20 protein-coding genes are annotated in these 24,753 nt (G+C 45.5%); 13 read left to right on the top strand and 7 right to left on the bottom strand.

The features are described from left to right. Nucleotides 1-160 precede the first annotated feature (160 nt). Nucleotides 161-670, top strand: coding sequence for a hypothetical protein (locus BZG84_RS12260; RefSeq protein ID WP_077479679.1), 510 nt, complete (start codon nucleotides 161-163; stop codon nucleotides 668-670). 790 nt (nucleotides 671-1,460) lie between these two features. Here the strand turns inward: BZG84_RS12260 and BZG84_RS12250 are convergent. Then, on the bottom strand, nucleotides 1,461-2,801 hold the full coding sequence (locus BZG84_RS12250) for an aminotransferase-like domain-containing protein (protein ID WP_077479677.1): 1,341 nt from the start codon (nucleotides 2,799-2,801) through the stop codon (nucleotides 1,461-1,463). Nucleotides 2,802-3,195: 394 nt separating this feature from the next. Here BZG84_RS12250 and BZG84_RS12245 point away from each other — a divergent pair, with 394 nt between their 5' ends. The 3 genes from BZG84_RS12245 to BZG84_RS12235 are packed head-to-tail and all read left to right on the top strand — an operon-like array spanning nucleotide 3,196 to nucleotide 5,904. Further along, nucleotides 3,196-4,215, top strand: coding sequence for a TauD/TfdA family dioxygenase (locus BZG84_RS12245; RefSeq protein WP_077479676.1), 1,020 nt, complete (start codon nucleotides 3,196-3,198; stop codon nucleotides 4,213-4,215). A gap of 10 nt (nucleotides 4,216-4,225) precedes the next feature. Continuing rightward, nucleotides 4,226-5,098, top strand: coding sequence for an NAD(P)-dependent oxidoreductase (locus BZG84_RS12240; protein ID WP_077479675.1), 873 nt, complete (start codon nucleotides 4,226-4,228; stop codon nucleotides 5,096-5,098). 20 nt (nucleotides 5,099-5,118) lie between these two features. Beyond that, nucleotides 5,119-5,904, top strand: coding sequence for a TSUP family transporter (locus tag BZG84_RS12235; RefSeq protein ID WP_077479674.1), 786 nt, complete (start codon nucleotides 5,119-5,121; stop codon nucleotides 5,902-5,904). Nucleotides 5,905-5,946: 42 nt separating this feature from the next. Here BZG84_RS12235 and BZG84_RS16585 read toward each other — a convergent pair whose 3' ends face one another. After that, the gene (locus BZG84_RS16585) at nucleotides 5,947-6,078 is read right to left on the bottom strand and encodes a helix-turn-helix domain-containing transcriptional regulator (protein ID WP_077479703.1); all 132 of its coding nucleotides are present in this window, start codon (nucleotides 6,076-6,078) and stop codon (nucleotides 5,947-5,949) included. Nucleotides 6,079-6,169: 91 nt separating this feature from the next. Between BZG84_RS16585 and BZG84_RS12225 the strand changes: the two genes are divergently transcribed. Together BZG84_RS12225 and BZG84_RS12220 are read left to right on the top strand one after the other, a co-directional pair. Next, the gene (locus tag BZG84_RS12225) at nucleotides 6,170-7,018 is read left to right on the top strand and encodes a LysR family transcriptional regulator (protein ID WP_077479673.1); all 849 of its coding nucleotides are present in this window, start codon (nucleotides 6,170-6,172) and stop codon (nucleotides 7,016-7,018) included. A gap of 152 nt (nucleotides 7,019-7,170) precedes the next feature. Further along, a complete protein-coding gene (locus BZG84_RS12220; RefSeq protein ID WP_077479672.1) occupies nucleotides 7,171-7,776 on the top strand; it encodes an isochorismatase family cysteine hydrolase in 606 nt (201 codons plus the stop codon). Nucleotides 7,777-7,835: 59 nt separating this feature from the next. On the opposite strand, the gene metQ is transcribed toward BZG84_RS12220, so the two are convergent. From metQ to metN, 3 genes are all read right to left on the bottom strand, one after another. Continuing rightward, the gene (gene metQ, locus BZG84_RS12215) at nucleotides 7,836-8,651 is read right to left on the bottom strand and encodes a methionine ABC transporter substrate-binding lipoprotein MetQ (RefSeq protein WP_077479671.1); all 816 of its coding nucleotides are present in this window, start codon (nucleotides 8,649-8,651) and stop codon (nucleotides 7,836-7,838) included. Nucleotides 8,652-8,764: 113 nt separating this feature from the next. Next, complete coding sequence (locus BZG84_RS12210; RefSeq protein WP_077479670.1) at nucleotides 8,765-9,451, bottom strand: methionine ABC transporter permease; 687 nt, start codon at nucleotides 9,449-9,451, stop codon at nucleotides 8,765-8,767. Then, nucleotides 9,441-10,475 carry a methionine ABC transporter ATP-binding protein MetN gene (metN, locus tag BZG84_RS12205; protein WP_077479669.1) on the bottom strand — a complete coding sequence of 345 codons (1,035 nt, stop codon included), beginning with the start codon at nucleotides 10,473-10,475 and terminating at the stop codon, nucleotides 9,441-9,443. The genes BZG84_RS12210 and metN overlap by 11 nt, the downstream gene beginning before the upstream one ends. Nucleotides 10,476-10,741: 266 nt before the next feature. On the opposite strand from metN, the gene BZG84_RS12200 reads away from it, so the two are divergent. The 7 genes from BZG84_RS12200 to BZG84_RS12170 all read left to right on the top strand — a co-directional run bounded on the left by BZG84_RS12200 (nucleotide 10,742) and on the right by BZG84_RS12170 (nucleotide 21,228). Continuing rightward, entirely contained in the window at nucleotides 10,742-11,365 is a 624-nt protein-coding gene (locus tag BZG84_RS12200; protein WP_198536735.1) for a LysE family translocator, read from the top strand. A gap of 67 nt (nucleotides 11,366-11,432) precedes the next feature. Further along, nucleotides 11,433-12,746 (top strand): serine/threonine protein kinase, encoded by a 1,314-nt coding sequence (locus BZG84_RS12195; RefSeq protein ID WP_077479667.1) that lies wholly within the window; start codon nucleotides 11,433-11,435, stop codon nucleotides 12,744-12,746. Beyond that, on the top strand, nucleotides 12,736-14,163 hold the full coding sequence (locus BZG84_RS12190; RefSeq protein WP_077479666.1) for a hypothetical protein: 1,428 nt from the start codon (nucleotides 12,736-12,738) through the stop codon (nucleotides 14,161-14,163). The genes BZG84_RS12195 and BZG84_RS12190 overlap by 11 nt, the downstream gene beginning before the upstream one ends. Continuing rightward, nucleotides 14,153-14,734, top strand: a complete 582-nt coding sequence (locus tag BZG84_RS12185) for an ECF-type sigma factor (RefSeq protein ID WP_241825789.1) — start codon at nucleotides 14,153-14,155, stop codon at nucleotides 14,732-14,734. Before BZG84_RS12190 ends, BZG84_RS12185 begins: the two co-directional genes overlap by 11 nt. Further along, nucleotides 14,731-16,281 carry a hypothetical protein gene (locus BZG84_RS12180; protein WP_077479050.1) on the top strand — a complete coding sequence of 517 codons (1,551 nt, stop codon included), beginning with the start codon at nucleotides 14,731-14,733 and terminating at the stop codon, nucleotides 16,279-16,281. Before BZG84_RS12185 ends, BZG84_RS12180 begins: the two co-directional genes overlap by 4 nt. 203 nt (nucleotides 16,282-16,484) lie before the next feature. Further along, the gene (locus tag BZG84_RS12175; protein WP_077479049.1) at nucleotides 16,485-18,836 is read left to right on the top strand and encodes a hypothetical protein; all 2,352 of its coding nucleotides are present in this window, start codon (nucleotides 16,485-16,487) and stop codon (nucleotides 18,834-18,836) included. A 124-nt stretch (nucleotides 18,837-18,960) separates the two neighbouring features. After that, a complete protein-coding gene (locus tag BZG84_RS12170; protein ID WP_077479048.1) occupies nucleotides 18,961-21,228 on the top strand; it encodes a TonB-dependent receptor plug domain-containing protein in 2,268 nt (755 codons plus the stop codon). Between the two features lie 89 nt (nucleotides 21,229-21,317). Here BZG84_RS12170 and BZG84_RS12165 read toward each other — a convergent pair whose 3' ends face one another. Continuing rightward, nucleotides 21,318-22,472, bottom strand: coding sequence for an amidohydrolase (locus BZG84_RS12165; RefSeq protein WP_077678261.1), 1,155 nt, complete (start codon nucleotides 22,470-22,472; stop codon nucleotides 21,318-21,320). A 117-nt stretch (nucleotides 22,473-22,589) separates the two neighbouring features. Then, a complete protein-coding gene (pta, locus tag BZG84_RS12160) occupies nucleotides 22,590-24,737 on the bottom strand; it encodes a phosphate acetyltransferase (protein WP_077479046.1) in 2,148 nt (715 codons plus the stop codon). Nucleotides 24,738-24,753 lie beyond the last annotated feature (16 nt).

The following is a 24,753-nucleotide window of genomic DNA, read 5'->3' as shown; positions in this document are numbered from 1 at the left end:
TTTATATGTTGATCGTAAAAATATGCAACTGATAAATGTAATGTTTCTATTTTTAGGTTTTGTCACTCTAAAAGCGAGTGATTAAGATTTTGATCTTATACCTAATCATGCATTGTAAGTCCTAGATCGAATAATTTCTTAGTGCGAAATTGAGGATAAGGTGAGAGGGCTAAAATTAATTGTATTGCTGGCTTTTGTTTTTGCTAGTGCATCATCTTGGCAGCATTTAGTTGATGTGAAGCTAGAACCAGATCCAACGCCAGGTGACAATACCATTGAAGGGGTTGATTTAGATAATAATGGTGTTAGGGATGACTATGAGCGAGCAATTAGTGATACCTATGTTGATGATGACTTGATTAAAGTTGCTATATCTGCCAGCCAAGAGTGGAAGTCACTGATAAAGATCAGCTTAGATGAGGACATAATCATCACTCAGGATTTTGCGAGTGAGAAACTCTCTAACTTAATATCCTTAAATAAATGCTTTTCAGAACTAAGAAGAATTAATCCTGAATTTGAAACGCCATCAAAGCTATATTTTAATACTTTAGAGCGAGCAATGGAAAAAAGAAAAGTAGAAAATAAGCTCTTTAAAGCACTTAAAGGCGATTTAAGAAGTGTTCAGGTGGCCGAAAGGCCGTGTTTAAATATTGATTTGGTGAAGTGATATGAAAAGATTTTTGGGCTATTTGTGTAATTGTTTTTTAGTCACAGCTTGGCGACGATTTTAGCTATATTCGAGTGGAACTTCGTTCACGCTTTGATTCCTTAAAGAGAAGAGTGAAAATAATCACGTTTATTACAATGTCATAGATAAAAGTTGACATTAGGTCGCTTGGATTTTGCTCTGAGTATTTAAAATATGGATAGATATAAGACGCGAGTGTGATGAATACTGATAGAAACGCAATGGACATCAGCTGTTTTTTAGTAAACAAAGATACGTCTTTATAAATGGAAAACAATGCGATAAGGACAAAGTAGCCGATGAACATGCTTAGTGCGCTTAATCCTTTCTCTACAAAATCACCAATGTATTGATAGCCACTAGTCAGTGATATAGCGAGAGTGATAAATAAGAATGTGATTAATGAAAGGTATTTGTCAGATTTACTCATAAATCCTCTTCGATAAAATGTAATGAGTTGGCATTATCTTTTCGCCCTATGTGGCTTCATATCTAGATTTGGGGGTGTCTAAATGTACCAACCGTTTTGGGCAAAAGTGAAGGCATTCGTGGTTTTTTGAATTAATCTCTCATAGTTTTCCACTAGATACGTCATCCTTTACATTAGAGCAACAGATAAAGGCTTCGATTTAACAAAAAACATACCTTACTCTTTGGCACCCAAATCATCACTCAGCGGATACCAAAAAGCCCGCACTTTTCAGCGCGGGCTCAGTCAGTTTGATGGGGGCGTTGTTGATCAAATCATCCACCTAACGCATTGATCCCTTTAGTTTGGAAAAAAACTATTAATGTCAGAACTCAATAATCTTTGGAGCTGATTCAAGCCATCTCTCAATCGAGCCTCATTCCCGATTGACATCAGAGACAATCTGACATGTGGAGTACTTCCATTGTTTGCGCAGAAGTAACTACCACTGGTAACTATTACCCCTCGATTTTTTGCCTCCATAGCAAATCGATCCGGCTGCCAATGGGCAGGTAATGGTAGCCAAATATGGTACCCAGAGGCCGTAAAATCAATGGAAGTAAAAATCTCCCTTACCATTTTCTGCCTTTTATGTGCAGCTTTCCTTTGTTGGTCTGCTAACCGAAAAGCATCACCAGATTCAATTAACAATGTCGCTGCAATAAAATTAATTGGAGACGCAAGCCAAATATTAGTTCGAATATTTGCATTAAGAGCCGTTATCTGACTGTCTGGGGCTTTTAAGTAACCACAACGCATCGCAGGGCTAATTGCCTTAGATAACGCAGAAATGTGGAACGTATAATCTGGGGAAAAATTAGCTATTGGAGGAACTGGCTCATCATCTAAAAAGCAATAAATATCATCTTCAACCAGCCAAACTTTCTTATCATTGATAACTCGTGCTATTTCCTTTTTTCGGGATTCTGGCATTGAAATCCCTGTTGGGTTCTGATGACTAGGAATTGCTATTACCATTGCAGCTTGATGTGCTTCAATTGCAACCTCTAAAGCTTGTGGGCATAAACCATACTCATCAAGGTCCACACCAATCACATGACGGTCAGACATATTTACGATTGCCAAAATACCTGGATAGGTGAGTCGTTCGACTAGAATCGTGTCACCTGGCTTAGTCAAAGTGTCAACGAGTAAAGATAAAGCGTGCTGCGCCCCATTCGTCAGTAACATATTACCGTTGTTTGCCCCCTCTAAACCGTACTGTTTCGCCCATTTAACACCGGCCGCCCTATGGGCCTTATGTCCAGAGCTCTCAACATATCCAATTTCAGAAGGGGTCAGTAACTCCGCGGATTGCCGGTAGGCATTCTTCAATGCAGGTACATTTCTCTCTAGGCAAGGTTGAAGTATTGAGAAGTTAAAGTGTGTTTCTTCATCGGGGGCTTGTATGGCTTTATCAAGTTCCGAGTTTGCTCTCACGAACGTGCCACGACCAACAAATGACTCCAAACACCCTCTGTTGTTAAGCAACTTATAAGCTTTTGCAACGGTAGCAGGCGTCGTTCCAAGTTCGTCAGCGAGTAAACGATGGGTGGGTAGCTTTGAGCCTGGCGGGAACTCACCTGTTTCAATTTTCTGCTCTATAGCTTCAGCTATACGAATGAACTTACTATTATTCACAAAGGGACTCCTAGGATATGGAAAGCGAATTAATTAGCTTATTGTTAACTGTAACTTGCTGATAATTAGATTTGTCTACCATCAACCAACCAAATGATCGTTCGATAATTAAACAATTTATGCCAACAATACTTGATTAAAATATGCTTGCATATACATATCGTTAACATTTTAAAAACCAAAAATTAAACAAAAATCAACTAAAACGCTCTCCCTACCTCTTGGGACAATCCTCACTTTCAATCGATTATAACATCTGTCTTTTGGTTTTTGACTCTTTTAAATAAACACACCAACTCTATTGACATATGTCATTTTCGGCAATAGTCTACATATAAAACAAAATTGAGATAACTCAATAAAAGCAATGACAACATCAAATCAGGCTTAAGAAATGCAAAAAGAAGTGTTAGAGACACCTAAAAAGCAAAGTGTTCAAGAAGTACATGTATCATACAACGCTACAAATAAGCTAAAAAGAGCATTCAGTAATTTACGGTTTCGAGAGGACAATGAGTGGCTTAACGTAAGAGAGTGGCTTGGGAACGTAGTCAAACACAGTCTTAATGATGAAGTAATCAATGCTATTCAGGACTTTAAGTCAGATGATGATCAATGCGCCCTGATTGTCCGTGGTTTACCTGTTGATAGTAATTTATGTGCGACACCTTACAACGGGTATGTTCCCCCATCAAAAACTCCTTTAGCTAGCGCAATCCATATTGGGATATATCAATTGGCTAAGGTTGAACCAGTCTCATACCAAAGTGAAAATAAAGGATTCTTATTTAGACATGTGGTACCTGCACTCAATGCTCTAAATGAAAAGTCATCTCATGGCTCCACTTTTACCTTTGGTCATCATGTAGACAACCCAGATTTACCATTATCAAGTGAGCCCGTTACAGAACGAAGTGGCTGTCCTGAATTTTTATCACTGATGGCATTGCGTTCCGATCTCAAGGTTCGATCAAATTTTATTCTATTGGATAAGTTGATTGCTCAACTGAGCCGCGGTGTAGTCAACGAATTATGCCAATCTAACTTCCGTATTAACCGGCCTGATTCATTCGGTCAGTCTCGTTCGAGCCGTCTTCCTATTTTAGTAATTAGCGAAGACGGTGTGATGTTATGTCGTTATGACAAGGAAAATACCACTCCTCTTACCGAGAGTGCCGCAGCAGCACTAGTTATGCTGGAGGCTCAGTTAAAAAATGAGTCGTTAAAACAATACGTGGTCTATCAACCAGGTGATTTATTGATAATAAAAAATCAACGGCTTCTACATAGTCGCGAAGGGTTTAAATCTAGATCAGATGGTACAGACCGCTGGTTAGCTCGCATGTTTGGGATGAGTACGTTAGAGCGTATCGTTCCAGCCAGCCCAGAATTTAACCATATTGGAAAAGATTAAGGAAAATAATATGAAATCAAACAACGTCGCTTTTATTGGTTTAGGTGTAATGGGTTTTCCAATGGCGGGTCATCTTGCAAAAGCAGGGCACAAGACCAAAGTGTTTAATCGTACAGAAAGCAAAGCAAAGCTATGGGCTCAACAATTTTCCGGTGAATATCAGCCAACTCCTCGGTTAGCTGCGACAAACTGTGACATTGTATTTTTATGCGTGGGGAATGATGAAGATGTAAGAAGTGTTGTATATGGCGAAGACGGAGTACTCGCTGGTATGGTCCCAGGTTCTGTTTTGGTTGACCACACGACAACATCTGCAGAGCTTGCAGAAGAATTAGCCAAAGTCTGTATGGAAAAGAATATTTCGTTTATTGATGCTCCAGTATCAGGTGGGCAGGCTGGAGCTGAAAACGCAGCTCTTACAATTATGTGTGGTGGTGAGCAAACTGTTTTTGAACACGTAGAGCCCGTGATGAAAAATTATGGTAAGCAATCAACTTTAATGGGAAAAAATGGCCAAGGGCAGCGCAGTAAGATGGTCAACCAAATCTGTATTGCAGGCGTGTTGAAAGGGCTAAGCGAAGGCCTCCTTCTGGCAAAAAAAGCAGGTCTAAATATAAACCAGTTAGTTGATGTGTTAAGGCATGGTGCGGCGGGGTCATGGCAAATGGAGAACAGAACCGTAACTATGTCGCAAGATAAGTTCGATTTTGGATTTGCAATTGACTGGATGCACAAAGATCTCAGCATTTGCCTTAATGAAGCAAATAAGATGGGTATTGATCTTCCGTTAACAGAAAAAGTAGATAGTGAATATCAATCCCTACAGCAACAAGGTTTGGGTCGTATGGATACGTCTGCACTTTTCAAAGTCTACAATCGATAACTTCGACAGGAATTTTCAGTATGGAACTCTTTGGTAACGACATTACACTTTTAATACTAATAGCATTAATGGTATCGGCCTTTGCGGCCGGTTTCATTGACTCAGTAGCAGGCGGTGGAGGATTAATCTTAGTTCCATCTTTTATCCTTGCTGGACTGCCACCTCAATTAGCTCTTGGACAAGAAAAAGTTGTCAGCACATTAGGTACTATCGCAGCAATACGCAATTTCATTCGAAATAAAAAAGTAATTTGGACTGCAGTGGCAACAGGGATACCCGCTGGTTTACTTGGTGCCTATGTCGGGGCAGAGGCCATTCTCTATTTTGACCCAGAGACGATTGGTAAAATTATCTTGGCGATGCTGCCGGTAGGGATCATCTTTTCCTTTCTTCCAAAAGGAAAACTAAGTGAAGAAACGGAAAAGCCTGTGAGCAAAGGCGTACTCTTGTTTGGTGTACCTGCTGCGGTGTTTGTAATTGGGTTTTATGATGGTTTTTTTGGTCCAGGAACAGGCAGCTTCTTGATATTAGCACTGCATTATTTACTCAGATTTGAACTGGTGGCTGCGTCTGCAACTTCCAAGCTATTTAATTTTGCATCCAATATTGGTGCTCTTATTGCCTTTATGATTGCAGGCCACGTGCTGTACCTTCTGGCATTGCCTTTGGTAGCAATGAATTTGATCGGCAATCACGTTGGTAGTTCGTCGGCGATGAAGTACGGGCCAAAACTGATACGTAGAACCATTTCAGCCTCACTCAGCCTTTTGATGTTCTCGCTGGGATATAAATTTCTGCTTGCCTAATAATAGTGAAGCCACCGCTCACTCTGTTGTGTAGGTGGCTTTCTATCGGCGTTGTTGATCAAATGAGTCACCTAACGCATCCACAATCGCCATCAGTGTCTTGAGGTTAGGATTGCCTTTTGGGCTGAGTGTGCGGTAGAGCGTTTCTCGTGAAAGACCGGTTTGGGTTGCAATATCATATGTTTAGGTTTTTATGTGTTAGGGTGCGTAGTTAGATGCCTTTATTCGGTTTGCATTTTTACCTGATCTTTAGGAGAGCCTAGCGGTGATAAATTGGGACGATTTAAAGTACTTTCTGGCGCTTTACGAATCAGGCAAGGTCAGTGACGCAGCAGCGAGGTTAAATGTAAACCATGCGACGATTTCAAGGCGTATTAATCGGCTTGAAGACGCGTTACGAATCAACCTTTTCGATCGTACTGGAGATGGATTTACGCCCTCAATAGAGGGCGAATTACTCTATGAGCGCTCTGTGATTGTGAGAGATGAGGTTGATGGATTATCGGAGTCAATTTCTCCAGACGCTCGTTTTAACCAGTCGGTGAAGATTTCGATGGTGCCATTTTTAGCTGAGAGCATGCTCGTTGAGCAACTAAAAAGTCTTCAATACCGTTTTCCAGAACTGAGAATAGAAGTAGATACATCGACTAGGAATCTGAATGTATCGAAGCAAGAGGTTGATATTGCGTTAAGAATGGGACTACCTAAGCAAGGAGAGTCCATATGTAAAAAAGTGGGAGAATGCTCCTTTCTGATTGCAGGAAACGCGTTTTGGATTGAGAGATTGAAAAACGGTGAGCCAGTGAATATTGTCACTTATACCTCTGAGCTGAGCCATTTAAGAGAGTGTCAATTTTTAATAGAAAAGCATGGCCTTAAGTCAATTCGATTCCAGGCTGATACTGTATCTCTACAGAAAAAGGCAGCAGAGCTTGGCTATGGTGTTGCGCTATTACCCGAAATAACACTTCGCTCCAGCCCTTTAGTGACTTTGGAGCCCGAACAACCCATAAAACGTGATATTTGGATGCTTTCCTCGAAAAGAACGCATGCCTCCACGTCAAAGAAAATTGTAATGGATGAAGTAGCGAAGATATGTCAAACCATGATTTAGCTGCTTTCCATACCCCTCGCTATATCAAAAATAGGTAAGTCAAAGACTAACGCTTCACTGATAAGCATTTTTGCACATCCCATGTGCATCAATAGCACTTAATCCGTTTCGGCAGGTGGATATAATTGGCTTAGTTTTCGAGGAGAAAGACGATGAATGAGATTAAAACACTCAGAGATATTGCCGGAGCGAGTAACTGTAAAGTCAATTGGGAAAGTGTAGCGGTTATTTTTATCGACTATCAGAATGAATATATACACGGTGCCTTGCCTTTAGGAAAATCCGGAGAAAAAGCATTGTTTAATGCCCAAAAAATCCTTGATAAAGCACGCCGCCTGTCTGTTCCGGTTTTTCATGTTTTACATAAAGGAAGTTCAAGCTCCCCCATCTTTAACTGTGATAGTGAGCTGTCTGATGTTGTCAGTTGTTTGACACCTATTTCCAGCGAGAAGGTGATACACAAGATGCTACCTAGCTCGTTTTATAATACAGAGCTTGAAAGTGCCTTGATACGAACCGGTTGTACTCAAATTTTGGTTGCAGGCTTTATGAGTCATATGTGCGTTATGGCAACGACGATTGGTGCTCTAGAACGAGGATATGAAGTGATCGTTTGTGAAGATGCCTGTGCGTCACGCTCATTACCGGATCATCAAGGAAGCACAATTGATGAACGCTCTGTTCATACAGTATCAATGGCAGCGTTGGGAGATCGCTACGCTTCTATTCAATCGACGCGCAGTATTATTACTTCATAGCAAAAAGCCCGCACTTTTCAGCGCGGGCTTGAGTATTTCAGTGTGGTGAGCGGACTGGCTTACCAGCCTTTTACCACTGCGCCGTCAAAAACTTCCATTGCGGCGTTGTAAACCGCGTCGGTTTGGTAGGCTTTAACAAAGTTTTTCACGTTTTCAGCGTCTACGTTGTCTTTGCGCGCCACAATCAGGTTCACGTAAGGCGATTCTTTGTCTTCAACAAACAAACCGTCTTTGCTTGGGGTTAGGCCCACGCCCGCGGCAAAGGTGTTGTTGATGATCGCAATGTCTACATCTTCCAGTGAGCGAGGCAGTTGTGGCGTTTCTAGCTCGATGATTTCCACGTTTTTCGGGTTCTCAACGATATCCAGTTTGGTGGCGTTAATGCCAGCGCCTTCTTTGAGTTTGATAATGCCTTGCTGTTCAAGCAATACCAGCGAACGGCCAAGGTTCGATGGGTTGTTAGGTACGGCAATTTTGCCGCCTTCAGGCAAATCGGCCACGCTATCGAGTTTGTAAGAGTAGGCCGCAATCGGATACACAAAGGTGTTGCCTGCAATCGCAAACTCGTAGCCACGGTCTTTGATTTGTGCGTCGAGGTACGGTTTGTGCTGGAAGGCATTCACGTCCACAGAGCCATCGGCGAGGGCGGCGTTAGGGGATACATAGTCGGTAAAGGTGATGAGTTTCACCTCAAGGCCGAGTTTTTTGGCTTCTTGAACCGCATATTCGGCCACTTGTGCTTCTTCACCGGCCATGACGCCAACGGTGATTTTGCTGTTGTCTTGCACGGCAGCTTCTTTTTCTCCACAGCCGGTAAGGACAAGGGTTGAGGCCAGTCCAAGTGTGGCAAGCAGTGTTTTAATCGTGGTTTTCATTGTCTGTCTCCCTTTTAAAAAACGTATCCGTTTTGACGGTATTCCCGCACCACTTGAGGCCGTGTGGCATCCCAAGTGGCTGGGACAAATGTTGTGTTTATGTGTTTGGGTATTTAGCGGTGATTTGTGCGACGCACTAAGTAATCTCCGCATGATTGAATCGCTTGTACCAGCACGACCAGCATCACAACTGTGATCAGCATGACGGTGGTATCAAAGCGCTGATAACCGTAGCGAATGCCCACATCCCCGAGGCCGCCACCGCCGACGGCACCCGCCATGGCTGAATAGCTCACCAAGGTGACTAAGGTGATGGTGGCACCATTGATGATCCCCGGTAGCGCTTCGGGCAGCAGCACTTTGTAAATGATTTGGGTTGGGGTTGCGCCCATCGCTTTTGCGGCTTCTTCCAACCCTGCAGGTAGCTCTAAAAGCGCCCCTTCCACCAAACGTGCAATAAATGGAATCGCGCCGACCGTGAGCGGCACAATGGCTGCCGCGGTGCCGATGGAGGTGCCCACCACAAAGCGAGTGAATGGGATGATAGCCACCAACAAAATAATAAACGGAATTGAACGGCCGATGTTCACGACGGCGCCCAAAATTTGATTAACCCGTGGCTGTGCTTTCAGTCCGCCTTTTTTGGTGATGTGCAGCAGCACGCCAAGTGGGATCCCGAATACAAAGCCAAGCAGCCCAGAGACCAACACCATATAAATGGTTTGGCCGGTGGCATCGGTCAGCAGTTCAATCAGTGCTTGGTTTTGTCCAATCCATTGGGTTAACGCATCAATCGACATAGCCAAGTACCTCCGTGGCGACATGGTGTTTGTTTAGGTAGTGAATCGCATCATCAACGGCACTTTTCGGGCCCATAATCTCCGCCAAGAGTAGACCAAATTTCACGCCGCCAGCGTAATCAATGTCAGAGCTTAAGATGCTGATATCAATATTAAATAAGCGCGACATCTGGCTGATCAGTGGCTCGTCGACGGTGGCGCCTGTAAATTCTAGACGCACCAGCGGATAGCTGCCTTTAAAGTAGTCTTTTTGTAAGCGTTGGGCGTAGTCGTGTGGCACCGATAAATCCAAGGTGGAGCGAATAAAGTTTTTCGCTAACTCGGATTTAGGATGAGCAAAAATATCGCCTACGGGGCCAGACTCAACCAGTTCGCCATCACCAATAATCGCCACGTCATGACAAATGCGCTTCACCACATCCATTTCGTGGGTGATCAGCAAAATGGTGAGGTTGAGTTTTTCATTAATGGTTTGCAGCAACGACAAAATTGATTGGGTTGTAGCCGGATCCAATGCGCTGGTTGCTTCATCACAGAGCAATACATTTGGGCTTGGCGCCAGCGCGCGAGCGATAGCGACACGCTGCTTTTGTCCACCACTGAGGCTGGCAGGATACACATCACGCTTATCGACCAAGCCGACCAAATCGAGCAACTCGCTGACGCGCGTTTCAATTTCATCGCGGCGCGTACCACTGAGCTCCAGCGGCAGGGCGATATTGTCGAACACGGTGCGCGACGACAGCAGGTTAAAGTGTTGGAAAATCATGCCGATTTTACGGCGCGCTTGGGTTAACTCGCGGTTGGGTAACGCAGTAAGGTTGACGCCGCCCACGGTCACTGAGCCGCTGGTTGGGCGCTCAAGCAGGTTAACCATCCGGATCAGCGTGCTTTTGCCCGCGCCAGAGGCGCCAATCACACCAAACACTTTTCCTTTCGGAATAAATAAATTGATGTCTTTAAGGGCATGAATTCGGCGCTCCCCGAGTTCGAATACCTTGTTGAGTTGTTTTATCTCAATCATCACATGTCCTTAGCGATAAATCTTATGACATCTCGCAGCTGTCCAGCGCCTTGCACCTTGGCTGTCGGGTCTCTCTGGTTATTGATGCTATGGGTTCGTTAAAAACAAGTCAATGGATATTTTTACTTCTAGACGTCCAAATGGCAATAAGTCTAACCGTCCGGTTATAAAGTGAGCGAAGGGCTTGATCTCTGCAGGCAAAGCGCGTTAACTGACAGCTCCTGTACCTAACTGTTAAGACTGTTGTTTTTATGTCTCCGCTTTTAATTGATACCACCATGCTGACGCTGTTCATCCCTACCTTTTTTTTCGTGTCGGTCACGCCCGGCATGTGCATGACATTATCGATGACCCTTGGCATGACAATTGGCGTTAAGCGTAGCTTACATATGATGTGGGGCGAGCTTATCGGCGTGGGGCTGGTTGCGATCGCCTCTGTCATTGGTGTGGCGACGGTGATGCTGAACTATCCCGCGGTGTTTCAGGTGTTTAAATATGTCGGTGGTGTGTACTTGGCGTATTTAGGCGTACAAATGTGGCGCTCTCGCGGCAAGATGGCGATCCCAAATGATGATGACGATACCCCCAATGAAGCCTCGGCATTGTCGTTGGCCGCGCAAGGCTTTGTTACCGCCATTGCCAACCCAAAAGGTTGGGCGTTTATGATCTCGCTGTTGCCGCCGTTTATTAACCCTGCAATGTCACTCCCCAGCCAGTTGAGCGTGCTGGTGTTGATCATCCTTTGCACGGAATTTAGTTGTTTAATGCTATATGCCAGCGGTGGGCGTACCTTGCGTCAGTTTTTGCAGCAAAAGGGCAATGTGCAATTGCTGAACCGAATCGCCGGCACCCTGATGATCGGGGTCGGATTTTGGTTGGCGTTGGGGTGAATTAACTTTTAATAATTCTGCAAATAATTAGAATAACCACTTAAATTCATAGGCTTGGTCGATTATTGTGCAATTTGGTGGGGCTGAGACGCAGCTTGTTTATGATTTTCTCGATTTGTCCGAGGAAGAACAGGAAGTATGGTTAAGTCGGTTGAAAGTCACGTCTCCCTCTCAATACGCACAACTCTTGCCATTCTATCATTGCGATACACAGCCATTGCTGAGCCAAATTTGGTCAGATGGGGCTCAATCTTTCATCGCATCACAGCTGTTTGAACCGAATACTACATTGGATAAATATCGTCTCGGTGAGGAGATTGGCCGCGGTGGAATGGGGGTTGTGTATCGCGCTTATCGCGATGATAGTACGTTTGAACAAGAACTTGCCATAAAGTGTATCCACCCCTCTTTGTACCCTATTATCGGTAGAAATTCTCTGTTCAAAGAAGCACAGATGTTAGCGCGTTTAAGTCACCCCTGTATCGCAAAGGTGTTTGATGGCGGGATCAGTGACGGGTGTGTTTATATTGTCATGGAGTATGTGGATGGATGCACGCTTGGAAAGCAGATAGCAACGCAGCCAACGTCGCACAAGGCACGACTATCCTTGTTTGTGTCGATTTGCTCAGCGATTGAGCATGCGCATCGCCACCAAATGATTCATGGTGATATTAAGCCGGATAATATCCTGATTGATAGAGACGGACAGGCCAAAATTATCGACTTTAACCTCACACAAAAACTTGAATGCTATCCAAGCCCTGATAGTGATGATGGTGTGTTGGCCTACAGTGAGAGTTATGCAAGCCCTGAACAAAAACGTGGCGAATACCTTACCCAACAAACAGACGTATACGCATTAGGCAAATTGTTAGCATTTCTACTGACTGCGGACGGTAAAAAGCCCAATCAAGAGTTGGCATTGGTAATTACTAAAGCGACAGAAGAAGAGGCAGATAATCGCTACGTGACTGTCAACCAGCTTCGTAATGACGTTATTCATGTGATGAATAAAAAGCCGATTTCTGTTAAGCAAGATAATTGGCTCTATCGATTACGCTGTTTAGTACGACGACGGCCTATCCCTCTATTTTTATCGATCGTGTTGGTCGTGTCTGCGTTTGTGTTTAGCCTAGTGTTAGTGAAAAAAAATCAGCAGCTTTATTCTGAAAAACAGGCATCTGAAGAGCTGGTTATGCATCTGACACAGTTGATGTTTCATGGTAAAGAAACGTACGACCACCCGATTAGTTTTGAGGTGATGTTAGATCTTTCTCGTCGTCAAATTCTTGCAAATCCCCATGTCTCTGATGATGTTAAACAAAAATTAATTGTCGCTATGATGGTCCCTCATCCGAGTACTTCAAAAAATGAAAAATAAAATTACACTGCTTTTATTATTCTACATGAGTGTGATACTGCCTGCGCAAAGTGAGCCGCAATTAAGTGGCTACTTTATTGATGCTCCTGTTACAGGTTTATATTACGAAACATCCTCGGGGCATCAAGGCTTTACGGATAAAGGTCGATTTGAATATGACGAGGGTGACGCTGTTAAATTTTATTTAGGTCAAGATAACCGCGGAGCTTTAATTAGTGCAATTTCAGGTCAAGAAATTGTGACTCCTAATAATATTTCCACTCAGCCAAGTAAAAGTATTAATCTTACTCGCTTACTGATGTCACTGGATAGTACACCAAATAACCGTAATAACATCACGATTGATGACAGTGTGAGGAACAATACTGGGCTAATAAACACACTAAACAATCTTGACTTAAGCTACTTAGATAGTCATCTGGATGAGTTTCAACTTGCATTTGTATCCATCGAAGAAGCTGCACGTCACCTTAAAAAAAGCCACGAGTATATTAAGGATAGATTTGCTTCAGAGCATAAAGTTCTTGATGGGAAAGATACAGTGTTCATCTATGAAACCGTCAAGAAAAGAGACTATAAAGGAAATATCTGCGCCATTAATCTTGACCAACTAAGGAATCCTTATTACCACGCGCCGATAGGCAAAACGGTTTTTGAGATAACAGATGACACGATCATTGAATATCCTTCAATAGGCGATAGGTTCAAAGGGTGCCAGCTTGATCCTAGTAACGACCAGAAGGTAGTGGTCAGCCCACTCAGTGAATTTGGTGGTGGACGAGGTCTAGTAAGTTGTGCTAGACAGGGCTGTCGACAATATCAATTAAATGGCTTTTACATTGACGATCGACAAGATGGTAGCGATTGGAAATATCGTTCTATTGCCATAAATTATGATGAGAAAACGCATCTTTTAATGGAGAAATCTCAGGGGCTAGGCAAAAAAAAACATATTGAACACAACAATGTTGCTGAAGGTGTGACTTTTATTTATCCGAAGCGTAAAGAGAGTTTTATTGATTACTCCGGAGTATGGATAAAGAAAACATTTAATGGCAGCAAAACTTCATCTCAGTGCGTATTGATGAAAGGTGATCGTCTCCTAGAAGGGCCTAAAGAAACAGATCATTGTCCGATCACAGAATCAAGCTATCAGTTAATGGATAAGTTTTTGTATCGAGATGCCTGGTGGCTAAATGAAACGGGCAAGACTGCTTTGTCTGCACTCAATGTTACTGTGAGTTGGTTTGATATAGATAAGGGCGATCAATACACCAGTTGGGAGTACTTGCCAGTTAATGAAAGTTGGTTAGGCGGGACTATCTATCAATACAATCAAATAAAAATATTAGATAAGCATGGTTTGCCCAGTTTAAAAACTATTAAGACAAGTATGTATACAAAATATGATGAATAAAAACGCTGACTTCACACAGCTTCTTTTACAATGGAAGCAAGGTGATCGACAATCTGAATCAGAACTTTACCATCTGGCTTATGCTAGGTTAAAGCAACTGGCGGCACGTGAAAGCAAAAGAAGTAGTGATAACTTTGGTGCTGACAACACGATTATTAGTGATGCTATTCACAGTGATACTATGCTTGTTAATGAAGCTTATATCAAAATGACGCAAGTGGATTTAACAGATGTGAATAATCGAAAGTCATTCTATCTCATGGCTGCAAAAATTATCCGTCAGGTATTGATTGAACAAGCAAGAAAATTACATGCTAGTAAGAGAAAATCGACCAGAATTTTCGTAGATAAAAATCAGTTGAGTGGATTAGATAGAATGCTAGTTTTTGATATGGAGCTCGAGAAGTTTGGGCATCGCTATCCTAGGCAAGCTGATGTTTTAAAAATGAAGTATCTGGTTGGAATGAAAGTGGATGAAATTAGCCAGACGTTGAGTTGTAGCAAAAGCTTGATCGAAAAGGATCTTAAATTCTCGAAAGGATGGTTTGCATCGAGGATGCGTGCTCAATGAAGCGGAAGCTATTTGTTATAACGTGTATTTTATGTGTGTCCTTCTTTATCTTAAGACCAGAAAGTGAAGGTGCCGAGGAAGAAGCAACAAAGACTCAATCTGAGACAGTTGAAACGCTAAAAGGAAAAAATAAAGCGTCACTCCCTTTTTTCTCACCAGCTCCTTTATTAGTGACTGAGCAGGATATACAAGTAGAAGAAACGTCAGAAGAAACAATTTTCCAAGCTTCTATCGCTCCAGTCAAAAAGCCAAAAATATCTCCCGGTGACAGTGTTGAGGATGAAGTGGCATTGTTGACGACACAAGCGTCGTCACGAGAAGTGGTTGGTTATCAGAAGCCTAGTAACAGCAAACCAACCATCGATCCTCATGTTTTTTCTCAAATATCTGCGGAGGTTGCAACGTGGCGCTTGGAACAAGACGTTGCCATGTATCATCGGGTTTCGTTCCAAAATTTATTTATTGATGCTGAAGATGATTTCTTAAGTTATCAAGTCGGCATTGAGGGAGCAAAAACACAGTCTATTTCTGTCCGGTTATCATCAAGCCAGGTTGTAGTGAGCGGCACGCCGAATGATCATCTGGAGCGCTTAACTTTAGTAATCAGGGCGCGAGATAATCACCATGGCAGCGGTGAAGAGAGTTGGGCCGTTGCTCGTTTTCCTTTGCCGGGGATTGAGGACAAACCTGATAAGGCAGAGGTGCTTGTTGACCAACCCTTGTATCGTTTAACAACTACACGGATTCGCGATGAAAATGGTGTCGCTTATGATATCTTGCAATGCGAGGTTTTCTTACTTCGTGATGATGCGGTTTGGTATGCCATCGGCCGAGATCGTTTAAAATGTCCAGATATATCAAATATCGCGCAGCGGGGAGCTTACAGAGTTGAAGGTGATGCTGTTTTAATCCAGTTATCGCGTGAAGCTGGCGAGATCACTTGGTTACTGCGCTTTGATTATGATGCTTATTATGGGCCAAGTGCACATCACTACTTGGTTACGCAACGACGTGGTGGGCAATACCAAACCGATACGTTTTTTGATAACAAACGGGCGGCAGAAGCACGGTTGAATATGCATACCGGACGGCATATCTATGAAGGCCGTTATTTTGACCACTTGTTAATGGATCCTGAGGGTAACTATTACTTGGTGGGCATGATGAATTACATCTACAACGTCCGTATTGATGATCCAAGTTATTATCAGCCTGCAGACTCCGATTTAAATATTACCCATCCTATTCATAGTATGACGTGCGCTGACATTGAACGCTGGTATGGCTACTCAGTGTTGATTGGTCCATCACAATACAACACGCTCATCAGCACAAGTGGTGATCCCATGGGAAATTATCCTCCTCAGTGTGGTACGTACCAGCAAACGCCGACGAGAGTGGCGCTCTACCTAGACTTTTCTTTTGATCCGAGTGATATACCGATTCATGGGCGTATCTACTCTTACTTGTTACACCCTAAGCCTGAATATAAAGATCGCTTAGAAACGTTTAAGATCAATCTTCTCTATGCTGAACCACAGGAGTAGTATGATATATAGACAGATTTTATCTATTTTGGCCTGATTTTTATTCGAAAAGTGGCTTTGAGATAAAAAAGACTAAAAAAAATTACGGTTTTTGTATAGCTTTACGTCCCTTGTGCTAGCAAGGTGTTAGCAACAAAATGAACGAAAATGCGCAGTTCGCTTGATCGTGCGCGTAGTTTTTGCAGTTTATTTCAGGGACAAAGATGAATAAAAAAACACTTCTTGCGGCATCCGTTGCGATTGCATTGACCGGTTGTAATGGCTCTGGCTCTTCTGAGCAATCAACTCCATCGAAAGATATGGTAACCATTACGGCAATCGATGGTTATTTGAGTAATGCTGTCGTTTTTATCGACCAAAATAACGACGGTAACTGGAATAAATCCGAGCCTGTTATCGCACAAACGAATAGTGATGGTAAGGCTCAGGTTGCACGTGAAAAGATTAAAGAAAAAGGACCTATCGGGATACAGATTATCGCTGAAGGCAGTCCTAAACTGAGTTGGCTCGAAGAGTTAGGCTTGGATCCTCAAGCGACGATTGACCAAGATTTGAAAGGACAAAAGCTCAATAAAGAAGTCGCATTAATGGCGCCGAGTTCTACTCTTAAGAACAAAAATGTTGTTATTTCACCATTGTCTGATTTGGTCGCAAGTAGAGTGCGCCAAGGTGAAAGTGAAGACGTCGCAATCGACGCGGTGCAAACGGCATTAGGTATTGAAGACTCAGCAGAAATCTTCGATGACTATGTGGGCAAAAATAAAAAATTGCATAAAGTTGCTCAGGTACTGACAGTTTCAAAGGCTGACAGTAAAGCTGAGTATGATGAAATGGCTTTAAAGATCGCTGATCGGGCGGTCCAACATGTTGATACCTTGACTGATGAGCAGTTGGAAGATGCGACGTATAAGCCAGTAATTACGCGCGATAATAACAATGACAGCTTTACGGTCACTGAAAACCACACAGTAAAAGTAAACGCCGATGCCTTAGCTAAACTACAGGCAAAGCTGAGTGACAAAACGAAATCATTAATGGATACCGACAGTTTTCCAGTCATTGATTTAGATATTGCGGAGCTATTCAGTGATAAAGATACTACAGCACCAGTAGCGTGGTCGGTAGACTCATTGTCGCCAGATATGGGGATTCAGATCTCTTATCGCGAGAATACACTTAAGCTTTCGAGTAATGGTGAGGCGTTAAAAGCAGGCCCTGTTGTTCTAACCCTTTTGGCCGACGATTTTAACAGTGATAATAAAAAAGTTGGTAAACAAGCAGTGACACTTCAGTTCACAGTTGGCACATCAAACAAAGCGCCAGTTGTGGATACTCAAGAAAAAACCGAATTGCAGGATATCCTTGATAATTGGTATATCCAGCAAGGTGACGTTTTTGAGCAATCGTTCAGTGTTGCAGCTCTGTTCAAGGACGCCGATGGAGCGATCCAGTCTTATCACGTCGATCAGTTTAATCTCGAGGGTCTCGTTGCCTCCGTGGATAAACAAGGTCTCGTACGTATTACGGGTGTCCCGAAACATGCGCGTCAGTCGGGGACAAAACTCGTTATCTCTGCGAAAGATAATAAAGGGGCGATGACGTCAACCGTGTTCTCCCTTCCTGACGTTAAAGAGGGCTATCAGCCACCAGTGACTGAACCAGAAAACGGCTTTACCCAAGCGTTATTTAACGATAATCGCGTTTGGAAGATGGGTAGTTTGGCAGATTCCGATGGTGAAATTGGTTATGCCATGTTCCTACAAAATGGTGGAGATTATCAGTTTTGCTGGGGCGGCAACGACGAGGAGCCCGACGCCTACAAGACAAACATTAGTCGTAAGACCGATTGGTCATTAACGAATCCACAATCTGTTCAACAGATGTTGGTCTCTCTTGATCATGTAATAGGCTATGTTGAGTATGAACATAAACGTTGCGGTAGTGTGACATTGAACGAAGGGAAATTACAATTGACCTTAGATGGGGCAGGTGAATCGGTAGTGATGGAGCGTCTCTATCACCATGTAGACGCTGAGGGTCAAGAGCAATTGATTATGAAAGCGTTTAATGATGAGTTGTTCTGGCTAGACTCGTCAGATACTCCTTTTTATCAATCAGCTCAGGTTGACTCATTTGTTTACCCTGGTGTTGAAGAATATCAATTGATGGTTGAGCAAACCGGTGTCACCCAAAGTTTCGATGGGGAAGATCCGATTTTGCAATACTCGATATTAATGAATCGCTTCAAAAGCAATGGTTACTACGAATCTCAATCCATCGACTATAAAACACAGTCAAAAGATGACTTTTTTACCGGTGGTCAATGGCGTGTTATTCAAGATGAATTCGGCAATGAGTTGCTTATTCAACAAGAATCGAGTGAGGATCAGAAAAAACGTCATCGATACATTAACCGCAAAATAGGCGATGTTTTAGTGGGGATTTCGTGGTCTCAAGATAACGGTGGAACGTCGTTGCCAAACTACAGCCTTTCTAGTGATAACAAGCAGGTGATGCTAGATATCATGGACAACCTCCCGTTAATTCAAGAGTAATTGAATACAAGGTGTTGTGAAGAGCCCTCGTTGAGCGAGGGCTTTTTTGATCACAAATAACGCTATAAAATGATAACCATTTGCATTATCATCTCCGTCGCTTTTTATTGACGGGGAATGTTCAATGCAGTTAAAGCCAATCGCCTCTTTTATTCTTACCTTTTTTGCTTTTCCTTCTCTCGCACTTGCCGCACCGGCAGAGGATGCCTCTGAAAACGATGCGCCTATCGATACCGTGGTGGTCAATGCCGATCGCTTTTCCGATGCGCTGATGATGCGTGAGGATTTGGATAAGGTTCGCGGGATCAGTAACGCGGATGTCTTTTCGGGCAACACCAGTATTCAGCTCAATAACATCCATAACGAAGCCGGTGCGATTGACCCCGGTATTCGTGGTTTGCAAGGGCATGGGCGGGTTGCGATGCTGATTGATGGCAGTTTGCAGTCGACACATACCTCGCGTGGTTATCAGGGAGTGAGTGATCGTACCTATATTGATACCGATTTATTGTCTTCGCTGTCGGTAGACAAAGGCGCCACAATTGGGCGGTCGCCTTATGCCAGCGGCGCGATTGGCGGCACCATTACCGCTACCACACTCAATGCGACAGACATTGTTCGTGATGGCGAGGGCTTTGGTGCGGTGGTGAAGCTACGTGCCCACAATAACGCTCGTTCGCCGCGAGTGAGTAACGATGCTACGGAACAACTGCGTTATCGCTTGGCCGACCGCAGTGATCATCAAGGGTTTGATAACGGGTCTGCAATGGTAGGGCTAGGGTATCAGAGTGATGGGCTTGGTGGTGTGTTGGCATTTAGCCATCGCAAAAAGGGCAACCACTTTGCCGGTAAAAAGGGCATTGAACGCTACGAAGAGCCTGTGATTGGTGCGGGCCAAGAGGTGGGTAATACCAGCTTTGAGAGTGATTCTTGGCTCGCCAAATTGGACAAAGAATTCGGCAATGGTCATCAGGCAGATATCAGCTATCGGCACCACTACCAAAAGGCTGGCGAGGTGCTGATGGCCTACTGGTATACCGATGAGCGGGAAGAAGGCACCGTTATGCCCCAATGGGGATTGGGGACGGCGGATGTGGATGCTTATAGCGCGAATTATCGCTACACCTCGCCATCGCAAAGCTGGCTGAATCTGCATGCGAATGCGTGGCACACGTCCGCCAAATTGAACCAATACAACGGGCTCTGGGCGAAAGGCAGTAATGCAGAGCAATATCTGCACGAGTATCAAAACGACCGTCATGGCGCGAGTATCGTCAACCGCAGTGAATGGTCGAGTGTGCCGGTGAGTGTGGATTATGGTGTGTCTTACACCAAAGAAACCCTTGAACCGCGTGGTGACACCGACAAGTTTTATACCAGCGAGCCGACCTCTCGCCACGGTAAACGCTCTGAGTGGAGTGCGTTTGCCAATAGTGAAATCGATCTCGCGCCGGTGACCGCAAAGCTTGGGGTGAACTGGCATGAGGCGCAATCGCTGGATAAGCAAACCCAGCAATCCTTGCACTATCGCGGTGAATGGGACTTATTGGGTGAGCTGCATTATGACATCAACGCCTCGGCGTCTGTGTTTGCCAAACTCTCTCGCACGGCGCGGTTACCGAGCTTGTATGAAGTCACCATTTCTAACGAGGTATTTAGCTACAACCCGTATAACCCGCTGGATCCTGAAGTGTCGTTTAACCAAGAGTACGGTGTTAGCTTAGATGGCCGAACTTGGTTGCAGGAACTGGGGCTTGCGCAAACACGCCGTGCTGCCATGACGGTGTCTTACTTTAATAACCATGTCAGTGATTTTATTTCGGGTGGTGTGCTCGATCGCACGCCGGGGATGCCGTCTTGGCGCAGTAATTTTACTTTTACCAATTATGATGAGCTGTCGCTGTCTGGCATTGAGCTGCAGGCACATTACGCGTACCAAGGCTTTTATAGCCACTTCTCTGCTACGTTTTACGATAGGGTGCAGGTGTGCTCGCAAGATCAGGCTGAACGTTCAGGCATGGACCGCTGTAATGGCTTAGGCTTTGCGTGGGGCACCACACCGACTCGCATTCCACCTGAGCGCAAATGGCACCTGAACATTGGCCATAAATGGTTGGATGATCGGCTCGATATTGGCACGACAGTGCGTTACCACAGTGGCAAGTCGAACCCTGCCGATTGGCTAACAGGCACCGGCGCCGCAAGCCCTGTGGTGGCAATCCCATCAGAATACTTGGTGGATATTTATAGCCACTACGACATCACGCCGGATGCCAGTGTCTTTATTACGGTCAATAATCTAACGGACCGTTACACCATTCAACCTGGCTCGGTGGTGAGCATGCCGGACCCGGGCCGAACCATTACCATCGGCACCCAGTGGTCGTTCTAAGGGTGATGCGTTAGCGCTGACTTGGCGTTGAGCAGGATGAACAGGCCTTTGCGGATTCCGTAACAGGCCTGTTTTTATTTTACCAGTGTTCATTCTGTCGCCGGAGGCGGCGCCATGCCATGATGCCGTGTCACCAAGGCGCAGAATAGGTCATGTGCCGTCGATAAAATCGCATCCGGAAAGTCATAGTCAGGGTTGTGCAGCTGTGGATGATGCTCTCCGCTGCCAATCCCAAACAACGCGCCGGGCCAACGGGCGAGAAATTCGGCCACATCTTCTGACCATCGCATCGGCTCGGTAAGTGTTTGAACTGACAACCCAATAGTTTGAGCGGCGTCAACCACATGGGCGTGATGATCCGGATGGTTGTAGGCGGCGACAAAAGGCTCGTGCCATGCAATGGATACCTCTAGCCCCGCGTGCTGCGCGATTGCGTTAATCGAGGCAGTCAGGCTGGCTTTCATCGCGTGGAAAGTAGCGTTGTCATCGCTGCGTAGCGTAGCCATCACGGTGGCATCACCGGGCGAAACGCCAAAGGCGGGTTCACCCAACTGCGCGTGTACTAGGGTGACCAGACTAAAGGCTGGGTGATGTTGTTCCGGCAGTTGCATTAAGGCGGTCATAACCTCTGTCATGGCACTGGCTGGACTGATACCGCGTTCTGGATAAGCGGCATGGGAGGTTTTGCCACGAAGGTGTATCGCGACGCCGGTTGACGCGCAGGCAAAGGTGCCTGAACGCACTACGATGTGATGTTGAGCAAAGCCCGGCAGATTATGAAAGGCATAGACTTGATCGATCTCTTGCGTCGCTAAGCAGGGATCAGCACACATGCGTGCCGCTCCTTCACCGGTTTCTTCGGCGGGTTGAAAAACAATAAGCACCTTGCCTCGCTGTGGCGGTTGTTGCGCGAGGGTGCGCGCCACCATTAACAAAGCGGTGGCGTGGCCATCGTGGCCGCATGCGTGCATGACGCCTTCATGGTTTGAGGCATAGGTACAGTGGGTGCGTTCATGGATGGGAAGCGCATCAAAATCGGCACGCAGTAAGGTGGTGGGGCCGGCTGCCTTGCCGGCAATCTCAACCACAATACCATGTCCACCAATCTCGGTGTGAGGCGTAAATCCGAAGGCGCGCAATTGGGCGGCAAGGGTGCGCGCACTTTGCACTTCGTGGTTGGACAGTTCAGGGTATTGGTGCAGGGTACGGCGCAGGCTCACGGGATCAAATAGAGTGGCCATCATCGACTCCAAAACAAGGATGGACCCTTATGCTAGATCGGGTGAGGGCATCGCGTTGTGAACCCAAACGCAAAAAAGCCAGCAACGAGTGCTGGCTTTTGAATCAAGACGAGGCGAAGCTTACGCTTGGCCGTTGTCTTCTGCTTGTTTCGCTTGGATAGCGGTCAGTGCGACAGTGTAAACAATGTCGTCTACCAAGGCGCCGCGAGACAGGTCGTTGACTGGCTTACGCATGCCTTGCAGCATTGGACCAATTGAAACCAGCTCAGCAGAACGCTGTACCGCTTTGTACGTGGTGTTACCTGTGTTCAAGTCTGGGAAGACGAACACAGTGGCTTTACCCGCAACTGGGGAATCAGGCGCTTTTGATTTCGCGACATTTTCCATGATCGCTGCATCGTACTGAAGCGGGCCATCAATCACGAGATCAGGACGCTTCTCTTTCGCGATACGGGTGGCTTCGCGAACTTTGTCCACGTCAGCCCCTTTACCTGAACTACCGGTCGAGTAGGAGATCATCGCCACGCGAGGTTCAATGCCGAATGCCGCAGCAGAGTCTGCAGATTGAATAGCAATTTCAGCCAGTTGTTCCGCGTTTGGATCCGGGTTGATCGCACAGTCACCGTAAACCAGCACTTGCTCAGGTAGCAGCATAAAGAACACTGACGATACCAATGAGGCGTTCGGTGCAGTTTTGATGATTTGCAGCGGTGGACGGATGGTGTTGGCGGTGGTGTGAACCGCGCCAGAGACCAGACCTTGAACTTCGTTGGCTTCAAGCATCATGGTACCCAGTACCACGGTATCTTCGAGGTGTTCTTGCGCGATCACCTCTGTCATACCCTTGCTCTTACGCAGTTCAACCAATCGGGCAACGTATTTGTCGCGGACTTTGGCCGGATCGATAATTTCAACGCCAGCGCCCAGTGTTACGCCTTGCTGCTCAGCAACACGTTTGATTTCTTCTGGGTTACCCAGCAGCACACACTCAGCAATTTTACGCTCAGCACAAATCGCCGCTGCTTTAATGGTGCGAGGCTCATCGCCTTCAGGCAGTACGATACGCTTCGCCGCTTGGCGAGCCAATTCGGTCAGCTGATAACGGAAAGCCGGTGGGCTTAGGCGACGCTCACGGTTAGAGCCTTCAGACAGAGACTCAATCCAGTTACCGTCAATGTGGCTCGCTACATAGTCGTTCACAAACTCAACACGCTCTTTGTCGTCAGCCGGTACTTCGAGGCTGAAGCTTTGCAGGTTGAGAGAGGTCTGCCATGTGTTGCCCGCGGTGGTGAATACTGGCAGGCCAGTTTCGAAAGCACGATCACACAGTGCTTTGAGCTGATCTGGGATAGCATAGCCACCAGTCAGCAACAGGGCACCAATTTCCACGCCGTTCATCGCAGCCAAGCAAGCAGCGACAATCACGTCAGGACGGTCAGCAGAGGTCACCAGCAATGAACCTGGGCGGAAGTGTTCCACCATGTTTGGAATTGAACGCGCACAGAAGGTGATGCTCTTGATACGGCGCGAGTGAATTTCACCTTCGTTGATGATGGTGGCATTCAAGTGTTTCGCCATATCGCTAGCACGGGTAGCAATCAGGTCGATTTTCCACGGCACGCAACCTAGCACACGAATTGGGCTAGAGTTGAAGATTTGCATAACTTCAACGTTGGTTGGGCGTGCAGCATCTGCATCATCGAAGATTTCGGATAGGTCTGGACGGGTACGGCCAGCATCGTCAACAGGCGCGTTAAGCTTGTTGATGATCACACCAGAGATGTTGCCGTTTTTGCTGCCACCAAAGTTGGTGCAAGCAAATTCAATGCGCTCTTTCAGCTGGGCTGGGTTGTCTGTGCCTGGGGTGGTCACAAACACGATTTCCGCGTCCAGCGTTTTGGCGATCTCGTAGTTGATTTGGTTAGCGAATGGGTGGTTACGCGTGGTGACCAAGCCTTCAACCAATGCTACTTCCGCGTCTTTTGTCGCACGAGTAAAGCGAGCCAGCACTTCTTCCAGCAGGACATCTTCCTGATCAGAGCGCAGCAGATTTTCCGCTTCGTGCATAGACATGGACTCGGCTACCTTCATGTCACTGTTAGCGTGAATGATTTCGGTAGTGAGGTCAGTCACATCAGTGTCGCTGCCGTGATGTGGCTGGGCAATAGGTTTAAAAAACGAGACGCGAACGCCCTTACGCTCCATCGCTCGCATTACGCCGAGGCTGACGCTAGTCAGGCCGACACCCGAGCCGATTGGGATTAGCATAATAGTACGGGACACG

It is taken from the genome of Salinivibrio sp. PR932, from assembly GCF_001996125.1.
Lineage (GTDB): Bacteria > Pseudomonadota > Gammaproteobacteria > Enterobacterales > Vibrionaceae > Salinivibrio > Salinivibrio proteolyticus.
Note: the sequence above shows the minus strand (reverse complement) of the source record. Positions and strands in the feature narration are given on the sequence as shown.